Origin of the sequence: Nocardia rhamnosiphila NBRC 108938 (assembly GCF_000720425.1) — a bacterium.
In the GTDB taxonomy this organism is placed as follows: Bacteria; Actinomycetota; Actinomycetes; order Mycobacteriales; family Mycobacteriaceae; genus Nocardia; species Nocardia rhamnosiphila.
The window spans coordinates 316,743-334,575 of sequence record NZ_JOAJ01000007.1 but is presented as its reverse complement, the minus strand read 5'-3'; the positions used below and the strand labels follow the sequence as shown (position 1 = coordinate 334,575).

The following is a 17,833-nucleotide window of genomic DNA, read 5'->3' as shown; positions in this document are numbered from 1 at the left end:
GCGATTCACCGGTCCGCGGCGGTCTCCGCGGTATCGGCCAGTGCGGTGAGTGCTTCGCCGGCGAGCCGGTAGCCCACCCAGTCGTCCTGGACGCGCGCGCCGAGTGATTCGTAGAACCCGATCGAGGGCGTGTTCCAGGTGAGCACCGACCAGCTCACTCTGCTGTAGCCGTGGGTCCGCGCCTCGTGGGCGAGCGCCGCGAGCAGCGCCCGGCCCAGACCACTACCGCGGGCCGCGGGGGTGACGTACAGATCCTCGAGATAGATCCCGTGCACGCCGTCCCAGGTGGAAAAGTTGCGGAACCAGATGGCGCAGCCGCTGATCACGCCGTCCAGCAGCGCCACATGGGCGAAAACCGCGGGCTCGGGACCGAACAGCGCGGTGTGCAATTGTTCGGCCGTGAGCGTGCATTCGGCCCGGGCCTTCTCGTATTCGGCCAGGCCGTAGACCAGATCGACCAGGGCGGGCACGTCGGCGGGAGCGGCACGGCGGATGAGCGGGGCGGAGGTCACGGGCGCGGAATCCTTGTCTGATCGCGGGCCGGGGGCCCGGCGGGGAAGCGTGGCGGGCAGGCTGCCCGCGCGGAATCATTCGAGGGCGTCGGCATGCAGATTGTGCGCCCACAACGTCGGGTCCTCGTGTTCGTGGCCCAGGACGCTCACCGCGGCGGTGGTGAGCGCGAACCGGCGTCCTTCCCGGACCTCGAACCCCAGCCAGCGGGCGATGAGGGCCCGGGAGAAATGCCCGTGCCCGACCAGGACCACATCCCTGGAGCCGAGAGCGGCGGCCGCCCGGCGCAGCACCCGGTCGGCGCGGGCGCCGACCTGTTCGGCGGATTCGCCACCGGGGATCGTGCCGGTCCACACCGTCCAGCCCGGGTCCCGGGTGCGGATCTCGGCGGTGGTGCGGCCCTCGTAGTCGCCGTAGTCCCATTCGGCGAGGTCGGGATCGATCTCCGGATCGGGTAGCCCGGCCAATTCGGCGGTGCGCCGGGCGCGCACGCGGGGACTGACGTATACCAGCGGATCGCGCAACCGCAGCGCGGCCAGCACCCGGCCGGCGGCGGTGGCCTGCCGGGCGCCGGTATCGGTGAGCGGTAGCTCGGTGCGGCCGGTGTGACGGTGCCGCACCGACCAATCGGTTTCACCGTGGCGCACCAGCACCACACGGGCGTCGTCGGAGCCGGGCATACGGTCCATCATGCCCGGCCGCCGGGCGATCGCGGCGATCCGGGACCCCGCCGGTGCTCGGCGTCAGGTGGCCAGGGTGAGCACCACCAGCGGCACCGGATGGTCGGTGGTGGCCTGAAAGTCGGCGAGCAACGGATTGTTCGCCAGTACCCAGGCCGCGAATTCGTCGTATTCGGCGCCGGTGAGCACCCGGGCGGTGCCGTGGTACACGTGATCGCCCAGTTCCACGATCACCGCCGGATCCGCGCGCACATTGTGGTACCAGGCGGGATAGCCGCCCTCGATAAACGAACTGATGTACAGGGTTTCACCGCGGTACAGCGCACCCAGCGGGACCACATGTCGTTTACCGGTCCGCGCGCCGGTGGTGGTGAGCAACAGCAGTTCGGCCTCCGCATAGGCTCCGCCGACCCGTCCGCCGTTGGCCCGGAACTCCCGGATCACCTCGGTGTTCCAGTCGGCCGGGCTTTGCTCGGAGTACTGGTTCCACGGGGCGTCGGGATCGTCGTAACGGAGACGGTCGGCCACGGGGGCCGCGTCGAGAGGTCGCGCTGCTTCGGTCATGGCGCGCAGTCTGCCGGAGGGCACCGACAGAAAGCGGTTCACCGCAATGGTTTTGCGGGCCGCTCGGTATCGCTGCGCGGTGCGTCGACGGTCGCGGGGTCGGCGAGGGCCACGAGTTGACCGTCGCGGTGTTCGAGCACTGTGGTGCCGAGCACGCCGAGCGAGATCGGGCCGCCGCCGTAATCGGGCCGCGCCACCGGAATGCGGTTCGTCTGGGCGCCGGTGGCCGGGTCGAGGGCGGCGATCGCGCCCGGCACCGGGAGGAGCAGTTTCCCGGCCATCGGTACCGGTGTACCGAGGGCGTCCGCCGCGGTCCACATCGGTTCGAAGGTAGTCGCCTGCAGGGCGATCACGCTGTTGCCGGTGAACACCAGGAACGCCGAGGCGGTGCGTACGGTCGCGGCGGTCCGGTCGAGCGGGGCCGAGAGTTCCTGCACCACCAGGGGATTGCCCTTGGCGTCGAGGATCGTCAGTCGCGGCGCCTCGGGTTCGGGTCCGTCGGTGCCGGGCTGGTAGACCGCGATCCGGTTGTCCGACACCGCGATCACCCGCGCGTCGGCGGATGCGGCGCCTGCGCCCTCCAACAGTCGTGACCCGTACTCCTCCGGCACATTGTCGTCCTTGGGGGCCGGCGCCAGCACGGTGATCCGGTCCGCCGGCTCGCCCGGGCAGCGTTCCAGTACGACCAGCCGGGACGGGCTGGAGGCGGCCGACAGCAGCGCGCAACCCTTCCGTGGCTGGGTCTTCCAGTTCTCCTTGGCGTCCACATGGCCGTACTCGAGGGTGCGCACCAGATCCGACCGCCAGACCTCCAGCCGATCGGGACCCTGGGCGAGGACGTAGGTGCCGTCGACCGACAGTCGCACCTGACCGTCCATATAGCTGCTGCGGGCGGTCCGGCGTTGCCCGTCGGCACCGGAGACCATGGTCGTCTCGCTACAGCCGCGGTCGGTGCGGTAGACGGCGACGACCATGCCGAACTGGGATTCCACTCCGCACAGCGGCAGCTCGCGGGTATACCGCCACACCTGTTCGCCGGTCCGCGGATCGTGCCCGGTCACACTGCCGTCCGCCCCGGTGACCGCGACGCCCTCGGCGGTGAGCGCCCGGCCGGTCGCCGTATCGGGCGCGCGCCACATCTCCTGGAGCTTCCCGGGTAGTTTCGCGGCGGGCTGCGGCGGCCGGGCCGGCTCGTCGGCGACGACCGACTCGGTGTTCGCCACCCCGCTGGTCGCCCACGCCACGATCACCGCGACCACCACGAATACGGCGATCGCGGCTGCGGTGATGACGTCGGCGCGCGTTCGCCGCTCGGGTGCGAGCACGTAGGCGAGCGTAACGGATGGCAGGTACCGCACCCCACGGTGCTCGGGAGCCCCCGGGCCGGTATCCCGACTCCGGATACACCACGAGCGCCGGCGGTATCGGTCACCGCCGGCGCTCGTGGTGCGTTCGTCAGGCCTGTGCCGCCGCGTTCTCGGTCACCGGCGCCGGGCTGTCGGCGGTCTCGGCGCGCGGGGCGCTATCACCGCCGTTTTCGGCATCGGCCGGTTTGCGGCGCCGCCGGCGGCGGGCGGGCTTGTCCGCCTTGTCCACGCCGCTGTCCCCGGCCTCGGCCGCCGCGGTCTCGGACTCGGCCGCCGGCGTATCGGATCCGGCCGAACCATTGTCCTCGGCTGCACCGGACTCGGTATCGGCCGGACGCCGCCGCCGGCGTCGCCGCCGCGCGGGTGCCTCGGCCGGCTGTGCCTCGTCGTCCGGGCCGGACCCGGTCGGCGCGTCGGTCTCGGTGGTGGTCGTGGTCGCGTCCGCCTCGACCGGTTGGCCGCCGCGGGTGCGCCGGCGGTTGCGCTTGCGCGGTGCCCGCTCGGGCCGTTCCACCACCACGGCATCGGGATCGCGCTGGGGTTTGTGCGCGCCGACGGTGCCGGTGACGCCCTCCGGGATGCCCAGATCGGCGAACAGGTGCGGGGACCGCGAATAGGTTTCCACGGGGTCGGGAATGCCCAGCCCGAGCGCGGCGTCGATGGACGCCCAGCGGGTCAGTTCGTCCCAGTCGATCAACGTAACCGCGACACCGGTGCGTCCGGCCCGGCCGGTGCGGCCGATCCGGTGCACGTAGGTCTTCTCGTCCTCCGGGCACTGGTAGTTCACGACATGGGTCACATCGTCGATATCGATACCGCGTGCCGCGACATCGGTCGCGACCAGGACATCGATGGTGCCCTTCCGGAATTTCGTCAGGGCCTTCTCGCGCGCGATCTGCCCGAGATCGCCGTGCACCGCGCCGACCGCGAAACCGCGTTCGGCCAATTCGTCGGCGACCTTCTGCGCGGTGCGTTTGGTGCGGGTGAAGATCATGGTGGCGCCCCGGCTCTCGGCCTGCAGCACCCGTGCGACCAGTTCGCTCTTGTCCAGCGCGTGCGCCCGGTACACGAATTGCGCGGTGCGATCGTGTACCGCCGAATCGTGCGGTTCCTCCGCGCGGATGTGGGTCGGGCGGGTGAGGAAAGTGCGGGCCAGGGTGATGATCGGGCCGGGCATGGTCGCCGAGAACAGCATGGTCTGCCGTTTGTCCGGCACCATGCCGAGAATGCGCTCGATATCGGGCAGAAAGCCCAGATCGAGCATTTCATCGGCCTCGTCCAAGACCAGGACGCCCACTTTGCCGAGGATCAGATGCTGCTGATCGGCCAGGTCGAGCAGGCGGCCCGGCGTACCGACCACGACATCGACGCCCGCGCGCAGCGCCGCGATCTGCGATTCGTAGGGGCGCCCGCCGTAGATCGAGGTGACCCGCAGCGGACCCTTCTGGTTCGTGAGGTATTTCGCCGCGTGCTCCAGGTCCTGGGTCACCTGGATGCACAGTTCGCGCGTAGGCACGATGATCAGGGCACGCGGCGTACCGTCCAGCGGCGTGGTACCGGATTCGGTGGTGCTGATCCGGTGCAGCAACGGAACTCCGAAACCGAAGGTTTTACCCATACCGGTACGGGCCTGGCCGATGAGGTCCTCGCCGGCCAGGGCGAGAGGCAGGGTGAGTTCCTGGATTGCGAAAGTGCGTTCGATACCGATCTCACCGAGCGCGCGCACGATTTCGTCGCGTACTCCCAATTCGGTGAAAGTCGGCGCGGTGTGTGCGGAGTCCAACTCGGCTGTCAGCAGCGTCTCCGCCAGACCGGGTTCCGGTTCAACTGTGATCTTGCTCAGGATCGTGCCTTCCCTCGTTATCGCGCTACACGCGCACGAGGCGTGGGGCGGACCGGCCGGTCCGCGACGACCACGGATCCGCCCTGCGATACTCACCCGGGCCGCCGCCGGATGTCGGCAGGCGCCCGGATGAGGGCAGCGAAGCTCGGACATCGGCGCAGCGCATCGGTGATGCGGATCTGGTGCGCGCACATTTTCCGTGGACCCCGGAGAATTCTTCGCCACCGCACGGCGCACCCGGGGTGCGCGACTTTCGGCGCTGCCGGTTCTCATGGATCGGCTGAATTCTTCCGTTGTCCGTCGCGATTGTAGCGTGCTATTGTTCCGCGCTCCGAAAGGCGCTCGCGCAAATCCGCTGGACGTTGTTCTTTTCGGTGGCCTCTTCCGCTGAGCCGTCCTGCGCGGCAGAGCGTTTCGCCCGGTGTGGCAGGTATGCGTACCGACCCGGAAACCGTCGCCCGCGAGAAGTGATTCGGCACACACCCGGCCGGTCGGCCGCGGGCATAACTGGTACCGCCGTATACGTCTATGAGAGATTCGTGCCGTGAGCATCGCAGACCGAGGTATCGCCCTGGCCGATCGCGCCGTCCGGGCGGTGGACCCGGACGGCGAACTGTCCAGGACCGTCGAGCGGGCCGCGCGCAACGCCTGGGCGCTGACGTTCGGTGACGGTGTGGAAGGGCGCCGCCCGACCCCGGCCTCGGTGCTGTGGGACGAACCGCATCGGCTGCTCCGGCGTTACGAACCTGCCCTGCTCGCCGGCACGGCCGAACCGTCGGCGGCCGCGGTACTGCTGGTGCCGCCGCTCGCCGCACCCGCGAGCTGCTTCGATCTGCGCCCGGGCCAGAGCCTCGCGGAGTTCCTGCTGGAGACCGGTCGCGCGCCGTATGTGATCGACTACGGCGAGATCACCTACGCCGACCGCCGGATGGGCTTCGACGACTGGGTGTACGACATCCTGCCCGAGGCGATCCGCCGCACCGCCGCCGATCGGGCCGCCGCCGGCGGCGCGCCGGAGGTCGATCTGGTCGGCTGGTCGCTGGGCGGCACCATGGCGCTGCTGACCGCGGCAGCGGACAGTGAGCTGCCGGTGCGGTCGATCACCGCGGTCGGGGCACCGCTGAACTACCGGGCGATGCCGATGACGCCGCAGCTCGCGGCGGCCGCCCGGCTCACCGGTACGGGCGATGCCGTGGGCGCGGCACTGCGCGCGGTCGGCGGGGTTCCGGCACCCCTGACCCGGCTCGCGTACCGCATCACCGCCTGGGACCGCGAGGTCAAACGACCCTGGTTCGTGGCCAACAATCTCGCCCGCACCGAATCCCTGGCCCGGATGGAGGCCATCGACCGCTTCATGGCCGATATGCCCGGCTATCCGGGCCGCATGTACCAGCAGCTGTGGAACCGGCTGGTGTTGCGCGACGAAATCGGCCGCGGCGTGGTCGATTTCGGGCGTGGACCGATTCGACTGGCCGATATCGGCGCCCCGGTACTGCTGGTCGGCGGGCCCGCCGATGTCATCACCCCGGCCCGTGCGGTCGAGCACGGCCTGCGCACGCTCACCGGCGCGAAAGCGGTGCACTACGAAACCGCGCCCGGCGGGCATCTGGGCATCCTCGCCGGCGCCACCGCTCGCGCGACGACCTGGACTTATCTCGACAAGTTCCTCACCACACCGGTGTGAGCGCGGCGTCACGTCACGGTGGCGTACTACGCTGGAGTTCCATGGGAGCACAGTCACCGGCCGGGCTGGGTGTTACACCGAGCGATCCGTCCGCTTCGCCGATTCCGGCCGATCATGCCGGCGTGACCGACCTGTTCGCGGTACTCGCCTACGGTGAGATATCCGCGTTCTACCGGTTGAGCGAGGAAGCCACACTGTCACCCACGCTGCGCGGCAAGGTCGCGGTGGCCCGGATGGCAGCGGCCGAACTCGCGCATTTCGAACGGCTCGACGCGGCCCTGACCGCGCGCGGCGCCGATGTGTACGCGGCCATGGCCCCGTTCACCCGCGCGCTCGACGACTACCACCGCTCCACCGACCCGTCCACCTGGCTGGAGTCGATGGTGAAATTCCATGTCGGTGACGGTATCGCCGCCGATTTCTACCGCGAGATCGCCGGTGCGCTGAGCCCGGACGTGGCGGCCGTGGTGCGCGATGTACTCGCCGACACCGGCCATTCGGAATTCGTCGTGGAAGAGGTCCGGCGGGCGGTCGCGGTCAGTAGATCCGAACGCGATCGGCTCACCTTGTGGGGCCGCCGGTTGCTCGGCGAAGCGATCACCCAGGCCCAGTACGTGATGGCGCAGCGCGATGAGCTCACCGAACTGGTACTGGCGGCCACCGGGGATCTCAACGGGATCGCCACCCTGTTCGAACATATGCAGAGCGCCCACGCCGAACGGATGGCGGTACTCGGTCTCTGACGTTTCGACGCGGCCGGACGATAGTGACCCAGGCCTCCCCGACCCGCGGCGCCGGAGGCGCCGCCATAAACACTGTTCGCTGACAGCGCACCCCGTCGTGTGTGCGGGCCGCGGTGGCTCAACTAGCCTTACTGGGACAGCACAGGACTCTAGGTTCGGAGGTTGGCCGTGGAGGTCAAGATCGGTATTTCGGATAGCCCGCGTGAACTCGTCATCGCCAGCGCGCAGAGCCCGGATGAGGTCGAGGCTCTGGTTTCCGAGGCGCTGGCCGCCACCGGCGGGGTCCTGGCGCTGGCCGACGAGAAGGGCCGCAAGTACCTGATCCAGGCCGGCAAGGTCGCCTACGTGGAGATCGGGGCCGTGACCGGCGGCCGGGTGGGTTTCGCCGCGGTCTGAGTACCGGGCCCGGACGAACGGAAGCCCCTGCCGATCCGGCAGGGGCTTCGTCGTGTTCCGCTCGGTGGCGGATCAGCCGATCGGGTGGAGAGGGACGTGTTTGAGGCCGCCCCAGGCCAGTGCGACCGTGGTGTCCACGGCTTCGTCCTTGGGGATGGGGCGGTCGGCTTCCAGCCAGTACCGGGCGGTGAACTGGCTCGCGCCCACCAGGCCGACCGCGAGGATGCGGGCCCGGTAGGGGTCGAGGCCGGAATCGTGGGCGACGAGGTCGTAGACCGCGTCCACGCAGGCTTCGGTGGCTTGTTCGACGCGGCGCTGGACCTGGGGCTCGTTGGTGAGATCGGATTCGAAGACCAGGCGGAAGCCCTGCATCTCGTTGTCCACGAAGTCGTAGTAGGCCGCGACCGCCGCGCGTACGCGCTGCTTGTTGTCGGTGGTGGAGCGCAGCGCCTGGCGCACGCTCGACACCAGCATGTCGACATAGTTCTGCAGGACGGCCAGGTACAGCTCCAGCTTGCTGGTGAAGTGCTGATACAGCACCGGTTTGCTGACGCCGGCGCACTGGGAGATCTCGTCCATACCGGCGGCGTGGTAGCCGCGTAGGACGAAGATCTCGCTGGCGGCCGCGAGTAGTTGCTGGCGCCGCTCGTCACGGGGAAGCCGGGTGCCACGTTTGGGGGCGGTGCCGGACGACGAGCGGGACGTCATCCGGTCCACGAGGTCGGTCATATTCGGATCTCCCAGTCGATTCCCCGGCAAAGGGGTGTGTACCGGGTCTTTCGAGCACCATACTCGCTTACGATGCTGTTGCCGACCCGGGTTGGTGAACCCGGGACCGGCCCCGATCCGCGTGGTGCCCTTCGGGAATGCCGGAAAGTGGCTCGCGCGGTACCGGGGGCATGGGTGCCGGGGTACTTCCATTGTGGCCGTTACGGCGGGTTGTGAGAGTGTGGAGCCGTGACCGACCGACCGGAAAACCCCTCCGGCGGCGGGCGCAGCGCGCACCGCCCCCAGGATTCGGATCTCGCGGTCGCCGCGCGGGCGACGACGGAGATATCGCACGGCGACCGATCCCGGGAGCCGCTGCGTGCGCGCCGGGACCCGGAGGGTGATCCGCCGCCCGCGGCCCGCCTCGCGGCCGGGCCGCGAGGGCGGCGGCTGCGAGTCGTCGTGTCCAGGTACGGGTGGCGGGTGTACGCGTTGCCGGTGCTGCTGGTGCTGACGGTGTTCGTGGTGGTCGACGCGGTGCGTACCGGCCGTGGGGGCCCCGCGGAACCGATCGATCCCGGTTTCGGGGCGCTCGGTCCGCCGCCGGCCAGTGCGGGGGTCATCGGCGCCCCGCCGGGCGACGGGACCTTCCCGGAGGATCTGCCGATCGGGGCGCTGCCCGCCGGCGGGAAGTTCACCGAGAACGGTAAGGGCACCTGGCGGATCGTGCCGGGCGCTTCGGCCCGTGCCGGCGCGGGCGAGCAGTACACCTTCACCTACACCGTCGAGATCGAGAACGGGATCGACACACGAAATTTCGGTGGCGACGACTCGGTGGCCCGGATGGTCGAATCCACTCTCGGCAATCCGAAGAGCTGGGTGCACGACCGCAAGTTCGCGTTCCAGCGCATCGATCGCGGGGAACCGGATTTCCGGATCTCGCTCACCGCCCGCGCGACCACCCGCGATGTCTGTGGTTTCGATATACCGATCGACTCCTCGTGCTACAACTCCGATCAGGCCCGGGTGGTGCTGTCGGAGGCGCGCTGGGTGCGCGGGGCTCCGGCGTTCGACGGCGATATCGGCTCCTACCGGCAGTATCTGGTCAACCACGAGGTCGGGCACGCTATCGGCTACCACGAGCATCAGCCGTGTGAGAGCGAGGGAGGTCTGGCCCCGGTGATGATGCAGCAGACCTTCGGCACCGCCAACAACGAGATCGCCGCCCTGGATCCGCACGGGGTCGTCCCGATGGACGGCAAGACCTGCCGCTTCAACCCCTGGCCGTATCCGCGCGGTTGAGCGTGGGCCCGGGCGTACGGGCCGGGTCCGGCGGCGGGACCCGGGGCCGGCCCGGGAAGAATGACCCTCGCGCCGGCGTTGTACAGGGAACCTACGCCGGTGTGGGTGTGGGTCACAGCGGCCACGGGTCACCGGCTGTACGCACCCCGCACACCGCATCCGGCTATTTCGATACGAGGAGTTCGAAGACGTGTCAACACCGCAGTCCCTGCCCCCACTTGTGGAGCCCGCCGCCGAGCTGACCAGGGACGAGGTCGCCCGTTACAGCCGTCACCTGATCATCCCCGACCTCGGGATGGACGGGCAGAAACGGCTGAAGAACGCGAAGGTGCTCGTGATCGGGGCCGGCGGGCTGGGTTCTCCGGCGCTGCTGTACCTGGCCGCCGCCGGCGTGGGCACCCTGGGCATCGTCGAGTTCGACGAGGTCGATGCCTCGAATCTGCAACGGCAGGTCATCCACGGAGAATCCGATATCGGCCGCCCCAAGGCCGACAGCGCCCGCGATTCCATTCTGGAGATCAATTCCGGGATCGACGTGCGCTTGCACAAGATCCGGCTGGAGCCGGATAACGCCGTGCCGCTGTTCGCCGAATACGACCTGATCGTGGACGGTACCGACAACTTCGCGACCCGCTACCTGGTCAACGATGCCGCGGTGCTGGCCGGCAAACCGTATGTCTGGGGTTCGATCTATCGGTTCGAGGGCCAGGTCTCGGTGTTCTGGGAGGACGCCCCGGACGGTCGCGGGATCAACTATCGCGATCTGTACCCCGAGGCCCCGCCGCCGGGAATGGTTCCCTCCTGCGCCGAGGGCGGCGTGCTGGGCGTGCTGTGCGCGTCCATCGGCTCGGTCATGGTCACCGAGGCGATCAAGCTGATCACCGGTATCGGCGATCCGCTGCTGGGCCGGCTCATGGTGTACGACGCACTCGATATGAGCTACCGGACCATCAAGCTGCGCCGGGATCCCGCGCGGCAGCCGATCACCGAACTGATCGACTACGAGGCATTCTGCGGTGTGGTGTCCGAGGAGGGGCAGGCCGCGGCCGCCGGTTCCACGGTGACCGCGCGTGAGCTCAAGGAACTGCTGGACGCCGGTGATGTGGAGTTGATCGATGTGCGTGAACCGGTGGAATGGGACATCGTGCACATCGAGGGCGCGACGCTGATCCCGAAGGACCGCATTCTGTCGGGGGAGGCGCTGGCCGAACTGCCGCAGAACCGCAAGATCGTGCTGCACTGCAAGACAGGTGTCCGATCGGCCGAGGCGCTGGCCGCGCTCAAGCGGGCAGGTTTCGCCGACGCCACACACCTACAGGGCGGTGTGATCGCCTGGGCGCATCAGGTCGACCCCTCACTGCCGGTGTACTGAGCCTTCGAGCTCGCGGTAGGCCGCTGACCTGCGCGTGAACCGCGCGCGGGCGGCCGGTCCGGTCTGCGCGCGCGGTGTGTGACCGGGCCCGGTAACGGTGTGTCGCGGCAGTGCTACGACACGGTGTGGCGCGATACCGGGGCCCGGTGGCGGGAGTACGGTACGGCCGTGACCACCACTGTCGAACCCCCCGAACATGTGCGGGCCACGTACGGTCTGCGGGAACTGACCCCCGTCGCTCTCGGTGACTGGGAGGGCGGCTGGCGCCTCGGCGATGTGGTGCTCAGCCCCGTCGCCGACCATGCGCGTGCGGCCTGGTCGGCGAAGGTCCGGGAGAGTCTGCGGGTGGACGGGTTGCGGCTGGCCCGCCCGGTGCGGGCCACCGACGGCCGGTACGTGGTGTCGGGCTGGCGGTGCGACACCTTCATGACGGGCTGTCCGGAACCACGCCACGACGAGGTGGTCTCGGTCTCGCTGCGACTGCACAAGGCCACGGCCACCCTCGAGCGGCCCCGTTTCCTCTCGCAGCCGCCGGTCACGCCCTGGCTGGATGTGGACGTCTTCGTCGCCGCGGACCGGGCGGCGTGGGAGGCGGTGCCGTTGCGGACGCTGCGTGCGGCGGGCGCGGTGATGGAGAACTCGCCCGACGGACGGCACAGCCTCGAACTGATCGGTCAGCTGGCCACCCTGCGCAAACCCGTGCGGACGCCGCCGCAACTGGTGCACGGTGATCTGTTCGGCACCGTGCTGTTCGCGGGGGCGCAGACGCCCGCGCTCACCGATCTGACCCCGTACTGGCGCCCACCGGCGTGGGCGGCGGGTGTGGTCGTGGTGGACGCGCTGTCGTGGGGCGGAGCCGACGACGGGCTGCTGGAGCGCTGGTCCGATCTGCCGGAATGGCCGCAGATGCTGTTGCGCGCGGTGATGTTCCGGCTGGCGGTGCATGTGCTGCACCCGCGCTCCACGCCGGAGGCGTTGCCCGGTTTGGTCCGGACGGCGGATATGGTGCGATTCCTGCTGTGAGTCCGGTGAGCTTCACCGAGATCCGGTATCGGGAGGGCCCGGCCGGTATCGGACCGGCCGGGCCCCTGCCGCGGATACGGAACCGTCAGACGTTGGCGTACGCCAGCGACGGCACCCGGCCCACCGCGAACGAGGCACGGCGGTAGAACCACCAGGTGACCCCGGCCATCACCAGGAACGCGGCGGCGTAGGCCCAGAACGCGGGCGCCATGGTGCCGAAATTGGTGTTGGACAGTCGTAGTGCCTGCTGGAGTACGAAACCGCCGAAGGCGCCGACCGCTCCGATGACCCCGATGGCCGCGCCCGCCTGCCGCTTCGCCGAGGCCGCCCCTTCCGCCGGCTCGAGGCCGTGCTCGGAGGCGTACTTCTTCGCCTGGGCGCTGAAGATGGACGGGATCATCCGGTAGGTCGAGCCGTTACCGATACCGGTGAGCACGAAGAGCATCAGGAAGGCCAGCAGGTAGAGCGGGAAACTCTTCATCTCGAGCGCGGCCATGATGAGTGCGACCGCACCGGCCATACCGCCGAACACGGCGACGGTGATCTTCGCGCCGCCGCCCAGTTTGTCGGAGAGCCAGCCGCCGAACGGGCGGGAGAAGGAGCCGACCAGGGCGCCGAGGAATGCCAGATTCCCGAGGGTGGTGATCCAGCCGATGCTCGCCAGATCCGGGAAGTTGGCTTTGATGAGCGTCGGGAAGGCGAACGAGAATCCGATGAACGAACCGAACGTGCCGATGTAGAGAAACGCCATCACCCAGGTGTGGTGGTTGGTCAGCGCGGGTTTGTAGGAGCGCCCGTCGGATTTCGCGGTGGACAGGCTGTCCATGTACCGCAGCGCGCCGAACGCGGCGGCCAGGATGAACGGAATCCACACCAGGACCGCCAGAGTGATCCCGAAGCGGTATCCGGCCGCGTCCTTCGCGGTGAGATGAGTGCCGAGGGTGATCAGCAGCGGCACCAGCAGCTGGGTCTGCGCGACACCGAGATTGCCGCCCGCGGCATTGATCCCGAGTGCGGCGCCTTTCTTCCCGTCCGGGAAGAAGAACGAGATATTCGCCATCGACGAGGAGAAATTGCCGCCGCCGAAACCGGACAGTGCGGCCAGGACCACGAATACCCACATCTGGGTTTCGGGCTGGTTGACGAAGAAGACCAGGCCGAGGGTGGGGACGAGCAGCATGGCGGCGCTGAACACCGTGAAAGCCCGCCCGCCGAACCGGGGGATGGCGAAGGTGTAGGGGATGCGCAGGGTCGAACCGACCAGGGTGGGGATGGAGGTGAGCAGCAGGGCATTGCTGACCGCGGTCGGGTCACCTTTGCCGAGCCCGTCCAGGAATGTGAAACCGGCAGCGCCCATTCCGGTGACGACACTGGCCCACAGGACCCAGATACTGAAGCCCAGGTTCTCCGCGAATACCGAGAACAGCAGGTTCTTCTTGGCCGTGCGGTCGGCGCCGGATCTCCAGAACCGTTCGTTGTCCGGTTCCCACCGGTCGATCCAGCGACCTCGGCGCTGGTGAACGAAAGTTGTTGCGGTATCGGGTGTTCGTCGGCCGGTGTCGGCTGTCGCGGTCATCGGCGCCCCTCTCGTCGTTACTCGACGCCCCCGGACCGGGGCGTCCCGGCCGCGGCGGCCGGGCGGTCGAGTGCGGTGTTGTGACGTGAGAAAACGCTAGGATCCGGGTGTTTCCACCAGGTGGCGTGCAATGACGATCGCCACAAATCCCGCTCACGGCGGAGCGACATCCGGGTGATCGGTCCGTAACCTCCAGGGAACCCGGCCAGGACTACACCCGATGGCGGTGTGCTCGAAGTGCGGCAGGTGGACGCGCACCGGATGGAGCCCGGGCGCGGGTAGGCCTAGTGGTCGCGGTAATCGGCGAGCAGGGTGTCCAGGAAACACCGGGTGGTGCGGGCGGCCTTTTCGGCGTCGCCGTCGATGATGGCCTGCACCAGTTCGCGATGTTCGGCGGCGTACCAGCTGTCGATACGGTCGGTGCGCGAACGGATCCCGGACTCGATATAGCCGAGCACCGAGTCGTAGAACTCGATGTAGACGGCGTTGCCGCTGGCGAGCACGATCGCCCGGTGGAGTTGGACATCGGCCTCGATGGCCGCGGCCCGGTCCACCCGCCACAGCCGGTTGCGGTCGTCGAGTAGCCGGCGGAGGGTGGCGATATCGGTGTCGTCGCGCCGGTGGGCGGCCAGCGCGGCGGCGGTGGCCTCGAGTCCGTGGCGTAATTCCAGGACATCGCGTTCGGCGGCTTCGGCGAAGTATTTGGTCAGTGTCCCGCCCACCTCGGAGGTGGCTATGACGTAGGTACCGGAACCCTGCCGCCGTTCCAGCATGCCGGCATGGACCAGCGCCTGGACGGCCTCGCGTAGGGTGTTGCGGCCGGTGCCGGTGAGTTCGGCCAATTCGGGCTCGGTGGGGATCCGCGTCCCGATCGGCCAGCGTCCCGAGCGGATATCCTCTTTGAGTTGCTCGGTGACCTGGGCGATGAGACTGGTGCGGCGCACGCTTTGCACGGCAACAGAGTACCGCCCATCACAATATTATTGCCCCGGTCATAGGGTCATCCTATGATTTCCCGGTGACTGCTGCGCTGCCCGAGACCTCCCAAGCGGCCGATCCACCTCTCGAGCAGCGGAAACGCAAACTGATCGAAGGCCGTTTACTGGTACTCGCGGCCATTGTGATGTCCGCGCTCGTGCTCCGGGTGGCCGTCACCGCGTTCACACCGCTCGCCGAGGACATCGGGCGCGATATCGGCTACTCCACCGCCATCGTCGGTGTCTTCGGGATGATCCCGACCCTCATGTTCTCGGTGACCGGGCTGCTGGCGCCGATCCTGGCCCGCAGACTCGGTCTGGAACGGACCGTCCTGCTCGCGATGGCGGCCGCCGGGACCGGCATGCTCGTGCGGGTCCTCGTCTCCGGGACAGTCGAACTGCTGCTGTTCTCCGCCCTCGCGCTCGGCGGTATGGGGATCGGCAATATCGTGGTCCCCCCGCTGGTCAAACGCTATTTCCCGGACCGGCTCGCCACGGTGAGCGCGCTCTACATCACCATGGTGCAGATCGGCACCGTACTGCCGGCGCTGGTCGCGGTGCCGCTGGCGGAAGCGCACGGCTGGCGCGTCTCCCTGGGGGTGTGGGCTCTGCTCGGCTTCGCGGCGGCCGTCCCCTGGATCGGGGTACTGCGCACCCGCCGCGCCCGCGCGGCGGCGGATACGACAGGTCTGCCGGATCCCGGGAGCGCCCCGGCTCCGCAGGTGTGGCGCTCGCCGCTGGCGTGGGGGATGGCGGCCACCTTCGGGATGACCTCGCTGACCACCTACTCGGTGTTCACCTGGCTGCCGACGATCCTCGCCGACGCCGGTGCCGACGCGGCCTTCGGCGGCTCGATGGTCGCCCTGTTCGCCCTCGTCGGACTGGTCGCCGCCCTCACCGCACCCACGGTGGCCGCCCGGCTCACCAACCCGTACCCGGTGGTCGTGGGGTGTGCCGCGTGTTTCTTCGTGGCCTTCGCCGGGCTGCTCTTCGCACCCATGAGCGCGCCCATCCTGTGGGTGGCGATCCTCGGTCTCGGCCCGAGTACCTTCCCGATGACGCTCACCCTCATCAACCTGCGCACTCGGACCCCGGCCGGTTCGGCCGCCCTGTCCGGCTTCACACAGGGCGTCGGTTACGCGCTGGCCTGTGTGGGACCGCTGGTGTTCGGCATGCTGCACACGGTCACCGGCGGCTGGGCGGCCCCGTTCGCGCTGCTCTGTGTCTCGGTGCTGGTGCTGCTGACCGGCGCTTGGCAGGCGTGTAAACCGCGGATGCTCGAGGACTCCGTTTCTCCGCGCTGAACCGGCCATGGGGGACCGGCGCCCGGAGTTGCGCGGGAAGGTGACGCGGGTCATCATCGGCTCATCCCTCACCGCGTTCCGCAGCGGATATGGGCACTTCGTCACCGGCGGAAATGCCGACGACACAACGAAGTAACATCGGCGGCCTGCTCACCTGCGCGCCGCGAACCGCGTGAGAAACCGTTGATTCGACGGTCATCTCGGGCAGCATTTTCGCAATACCGGTTTCCTACCGTGGGGTCGAACCACGTTGGGAGGCCCTTTTGAGCACGCAGACCGAAAGCCGCGGCGACGCCCTGTCGGCGATGTGGCGGCGGCCGAAGCTGGAGCGCTGGGACGCCGAGGACACCGCGGCCTGGGAAGCCGGCGGTAAGAAGATCGCCACACGCAATCTGATCTGGTCGGTCGTGGCCGAGCACATCGGATTCTCGATCTGGTCCATCTGGTCGGTCATGGTGCTGTTCATGCCGGTCGAGACCTACGGGATCGACGCGGCGGGCAAATTCTTCCTGGTCGCCGTACCGACACTGGTCGGCGCGATCCTGCGGATCCCGTACACGGTTGCCACGGCCCGGTTCGGCGGTCGTAATTGGACGGTGTTCAGCGCCGCCGCACTGCTGGTGCCGGCCGTTCTCACCCTGTATTTCGTGAACCAGCCCGGCACCTCCTATACGACCTTCCTCGTCGTCGCGGCGTTCGCCGGTCTGGGCGGCGGTAATTTCGCCTCCTCGATGACCAATATCAACGCGTTCTACCCGCAGCGGCTCAAGGGCTGGGCCCTGGGAATGAACGCCGGTGGCGGCAATATCGGAGTCCCGGTGATCCAGTTGTTCGGGCTGCTGGTCATCGCGACCCTCGGTAACGAGTACGCCTCGGTCATCTGCGCGACCTATCTGGTGCTGGTGGTCCTCGCCGGACTCGGCGCGGCGCTGTTCATGGACAACCTGCCCAACCAGAAGGCCGATCTGTCCTTCATGCTCACCGCATTGAAAGTGCCGCAGTCCTGGGCGGTGTCGTTCCTCTACATCGGCACCTTCGGTTCCTTCATCGGGTACAGCTTCGCGTTCGGGCAGATCCTGCAGATCAGTTTCGTCGCCGGTGGGGACACCGCGGCCCAGGCCACGCTGCACGCCGCGCAGATCGCTTTCATCGGACCGCTGCTCGGGTCGATCGCCCGCCCCTACGGCGGCAAACTCGCCGACCGGATCGGCGGCAGCCGGGTCACCCTGTTCACTTTCGCGGCCATGATGGTCGCGGCGATCGCGGTGGCCACGGCCTCCACAGTTGCCGACGGCTCGCACAAGGGCTTCTCCGGGCCGGTGCTGGGCGCGCTGGTGGCCGGTTTCGTGGCGCTGTTCATCCTGTCCGGACTGGGCAACGGATCGGTCACCAAGATCATCCCGTCGGTTTTCGACGCCAAATCGCGCAGCCTGGACACCGGTCCCGCCGAACGTGCCGCCTGGGCGCAGAACACCTCGGGCGCGCTGATCGGTTTCGTCGGCGCCATCGGCGCCCTCGGCGGTGTCGGCATCAACCTGGTGCTGCGGTCGTCGTACTCCTCCACCCAATCCGCGACCACCGCCTTCTGGGTGTTCACGGTGTTCTACATCGCCTGCGCGCTGGTCACCTGGGCGGTGTTCCTGCGCCGCCCCGGCGCCCCGGTGCGCGACCTCGAGGTGGTCGCGGCGGCCGAGGCCCTGGTCCGGCGGGCCGAATCCGGTTCCCGCAAACCCCAGCCCACCGAATCCCGGTCCGCCCGGTCGTCGGCGACCCTCTGACCCCGG

The 17,833-nt window shown here is 68.8% G+C and carries 16 protein-coding genes; 8 read left to right on the top strand and 8 right to left on the bottom strand.

The annotated features are described in order from the left end of the window. Window positions 1–5: 5 nt before the first annotated feature. The 5 genes from IG75_RS0123735 to IG75_RS0123715 form a co-directional block, all read right to left on the bottom strand. Window positions 6–512: a GNAT family N-acetyltransferase gene (locus IG75_RS0123735; RefSeq protein WP_030523391.1), complete on the bottom strand. Its 507-nt coding sequence runs from the start codon at window positions 510–512 to the stop codon at window positions 6–8. A gap of 75 nt (window positions 513–587) precedes the next feature. Beyond that, entirely contained in the window at window positions 588–1,190 is a 603-nt protein-coding gene (locus IG75_RS0123730) for an acid phosphatase (RefSeq protein ID WP_030523392.1), read from the bottom strand. 63 nt (window positions 1,191–1,253) lie between these two features. Further along, complete coding sequence (locus tag IG75_RS36545; protein WP_030523393.1) at window positions 1,254–1,754, bottom strand: nitroreductase/quinone reductase family protein; 501 nt, start codon at window positions 1,752–1,754, stop codon at window positions 1,254–1,256. A 38-nt stretch (window positions 1,755–1,792) separates the two neighbouring features. Then, window positions 1,793–3,079 carry an Rv3212 family protein gene (locus tag IG75_RS0123720; protein WP_063834186.1) on the bottom strand — a complete coding sequence of 429 codons (1,287 nt, stop codon included), beginning with the start codon at window positions 3,077–3,079 and terminating at the stop codon, window positions 1,793–1,795. 130 nt (window positions 3,080–3,209) lie between these two features. Beyond that, complete coding sequence (locus IG75_RS0123715) at window positions 3,210–4,985, bottom strand: DEAD/DEAH box helicase (protein ID WP_030523395.1); 1,776 nt, start codon at window positions 4,983–4,985, stop codon at window positions 3,210–3,212. Window positions 4,986–5,508: 523 nt separating this feature from the next. On the opposite strand from IG75_RS0123715, the gene IG75_RS0123710 reads away from it, so the two are divergent. The 3 genes from IG75_RS0123710 to IG75_RS0123700 all read left to right on the top strand — a co-directional run bounded on the left by IG75_RS0123710 (window position 5,509) and on the right by IG75_RS0123700 (window position 7,787). Next, on the top strand, window positions 5,509–6,648 hold the full coding sequence (locus IG75_RS0123710) for an alpha/beta hydrolase (protein WP_307687875.1): 1,140 nt from the start codon (window positions 5,509–5,511) through the stop codon (window positions 6,646–6,648). Between the two features lie 41 nt (window positions 6,649–6,689). After that, window positions 6,690–7,391 carry a ferritin-like fold-containing protein gene (locus tag IG75_RS0123705; protein ID WP_030523397.1) on the top strand — a complete coding sequence of 234 codons (702 nt, stop codon included), beginning with the start codon at window positions 6,690–6,692 and terminating at the stop codon, window positions 7,389–7,391. Window positions 7,392–7,559: 168 nt separating this feature from the next. Continuing rightward, a complete protein-coding gene (locus tag IG75_RS0123700) occupies window positions 7,560–7,787 on the top strand; it encodes a DUF3107 domain-containing protein (protein WP_030523398.1) in 228 nt (75 codons plus the stop codon). 72 nt (window positions 7,788–7,859) lie between these two features. On the opposite strand, the gene fasR is transcribed toward IG75_RS0123700, so the two are convergent. Beyond that, window positions 7,860–8,516: an HTH-type transcriptional activator FasR gene (gene fasR, locus IG75_RS0123695; protein ID WP_030523399.1), complete on the bottom strand. Its 657-nt coding sequence runs from the start codon at window positions 8,514–8,516 to the stop codon at window positions 7,860–7,862. Window positions 8,517–8,744: 228 nt separating this feature from the next. On the opposite strand from fasR, the gene IG75_RS0123690 reads away from it, so the two are divergent. The 3 genes from IG75_RS0123690 to IG75_RS0123680 all read left to right on the top strand — a co-directional run bounded on the left by IG75_RS0123690 (window position 8,745) and on the right by IG75_RS0123680 (window position 12,192). Beyond that, window positions 8,745–9,797, top strand: a complete 1,053-nt coding sequence (locus IG75_RS0123690; protein WP_081877071.1) for a DUF3152 domain-containing protein — start codon at window positions 8,745–8,747, stop codon at window positions 9,795–9,797. 190 nt (window positions 9,798–9,987) lie between these two features. Further along, a complete protein-coding gene (gene moeZ / locus IG75_RS0123685; RefSeq protein ID WP_030523401.1) occupies window positions 9,988–11,169 on the top strand; it encodes an adenylyltransferase/sulfurtransferase MoeZ in 1,182 nt (393 codons plus the stop codon). A gap of 168 nt (window positions 11,170–11,337) precedes the next feature. Next, the gene (locus IG75_RS0123680; protein WP_030523402.1) at window positions 11,338–12,192 is read left to right on the top strand and encodes a TIGR02569 family protein; all 855 of its coding nucleotides are present in this window, start codon (window positions 11,338–11,340) and stop codon (window positions 12,190–12,192) included. A gap of 85 nt (window positions 12,193–12,277) precedes the next feature. On the opposite strand, the gene IG75_RS0123675 is transcribed toward IG75_RS0123680, so the two are convergent. Both IG75_RS0123675 and IG75_RS0123670 read right to left on the bottom strand, forming a co-directional pair. After that, a complete protein-coding gene (locus tag IG75_RS0123675) occupies window positions 12,278–13,768 on the bottom strand; it encodes an MFS transporter (RefSeq protein WP_030523403.1) in 1,491 nt (496 codons plus the stop codon). A 284-nt stretch (window positions 13,769–14,052) separates the two neighbouring features. Beyond that, window positions 14,053–14,721, bottom strand: a complete 669-nt coding sequence (locus tag IG75_RS0123670) for a FadR/GntR family transcriptional regulator (RefSeq protein WP_030523404.1) — start codon at window positions 14,719–14,721, stop codon at window positions 14,053–14,055. Between the two features lie 65 nt (window positions 14,722–14,786). Here IG75_RS0123670 and IG75_RS0123665 point away from each other — a divergent pair, with 65 nt between their 5' ends. Both IG75_RS0123665 and IG75_RS0123655 read left to right on the top strand, forming a co-directional pair. After that, a complete protein-coding gene (locus IG75_RS0123665; protein WP_030523405.1) occupies window positions 14,787–16,049 on the top strand; it encodes an MFS transporter in 1,263 nt (420 codons plus the stop codon). Between the two features lie 305 nt (window positions 16,050–16,354). Further along, the gene (locus IG75_RS0123655) at window positions 16,355–17,827 is read left to right on the top strand and encodes a nitrate/nitrite transporter (RefSeq protein WP_051714880.1); all 1,473 of its coding nucleotides are present in this window, start codon (window positions 16,355–16,357) and stop codon (window positions 17,825–17,827) included. Window positions 17,828–17,833 lie beyond the last annotated feature (6 nt).

What these genes read in the sequence shown, in the direction of transcription:
- IG75_RS0123730 (WP_030523392.1), bottom strand. Translation starts at nt 1,190, where the DNA reads ATGCCCGGCTCCGACGACGCCCGTGTGGTGCTGGTGCGCCACGGTGAA.
- IG75_RS36545 (WP_030523393.1), bottom strand. Translation starts at nt 1,754, where the DNA reads ATGACCGAAGCAGCGCGACCTCTCGACGCGGCCCCCGTGGCCGACCGT.
- IG75_RS0123705 (WP_030523397.1), top strand. Translation starts at nt 6,690, where the DNA reads ATGGGAGCACAGTCACCGGCCGGGCTGGGTGTTACACCGAGCGATCCG.
- fasR (WP_030523399.1), bottom strand. Translation starts at nt 8,516, where the DNA reads ATGACCGACCTCGTGGACCGGATGACGTCCCGCTCGTCGTCCGGCACC.
- IG75_RS0123675 (WP_030523403.1), bottom strand. Translation starts at nt 13,768, where the DNA reads ATGACCGCGACAGCCGACACCGGCCGACGAACACCCGATACCGCAACA.
- IG75_RS0123655 (WP_051714880.1), top strand. Translation starts at nt 16,355, where the DNA reads ATGTGGCGGCGGCCGAAGCTGGAGCGCTGGGACGCCGAGGACACCGCG.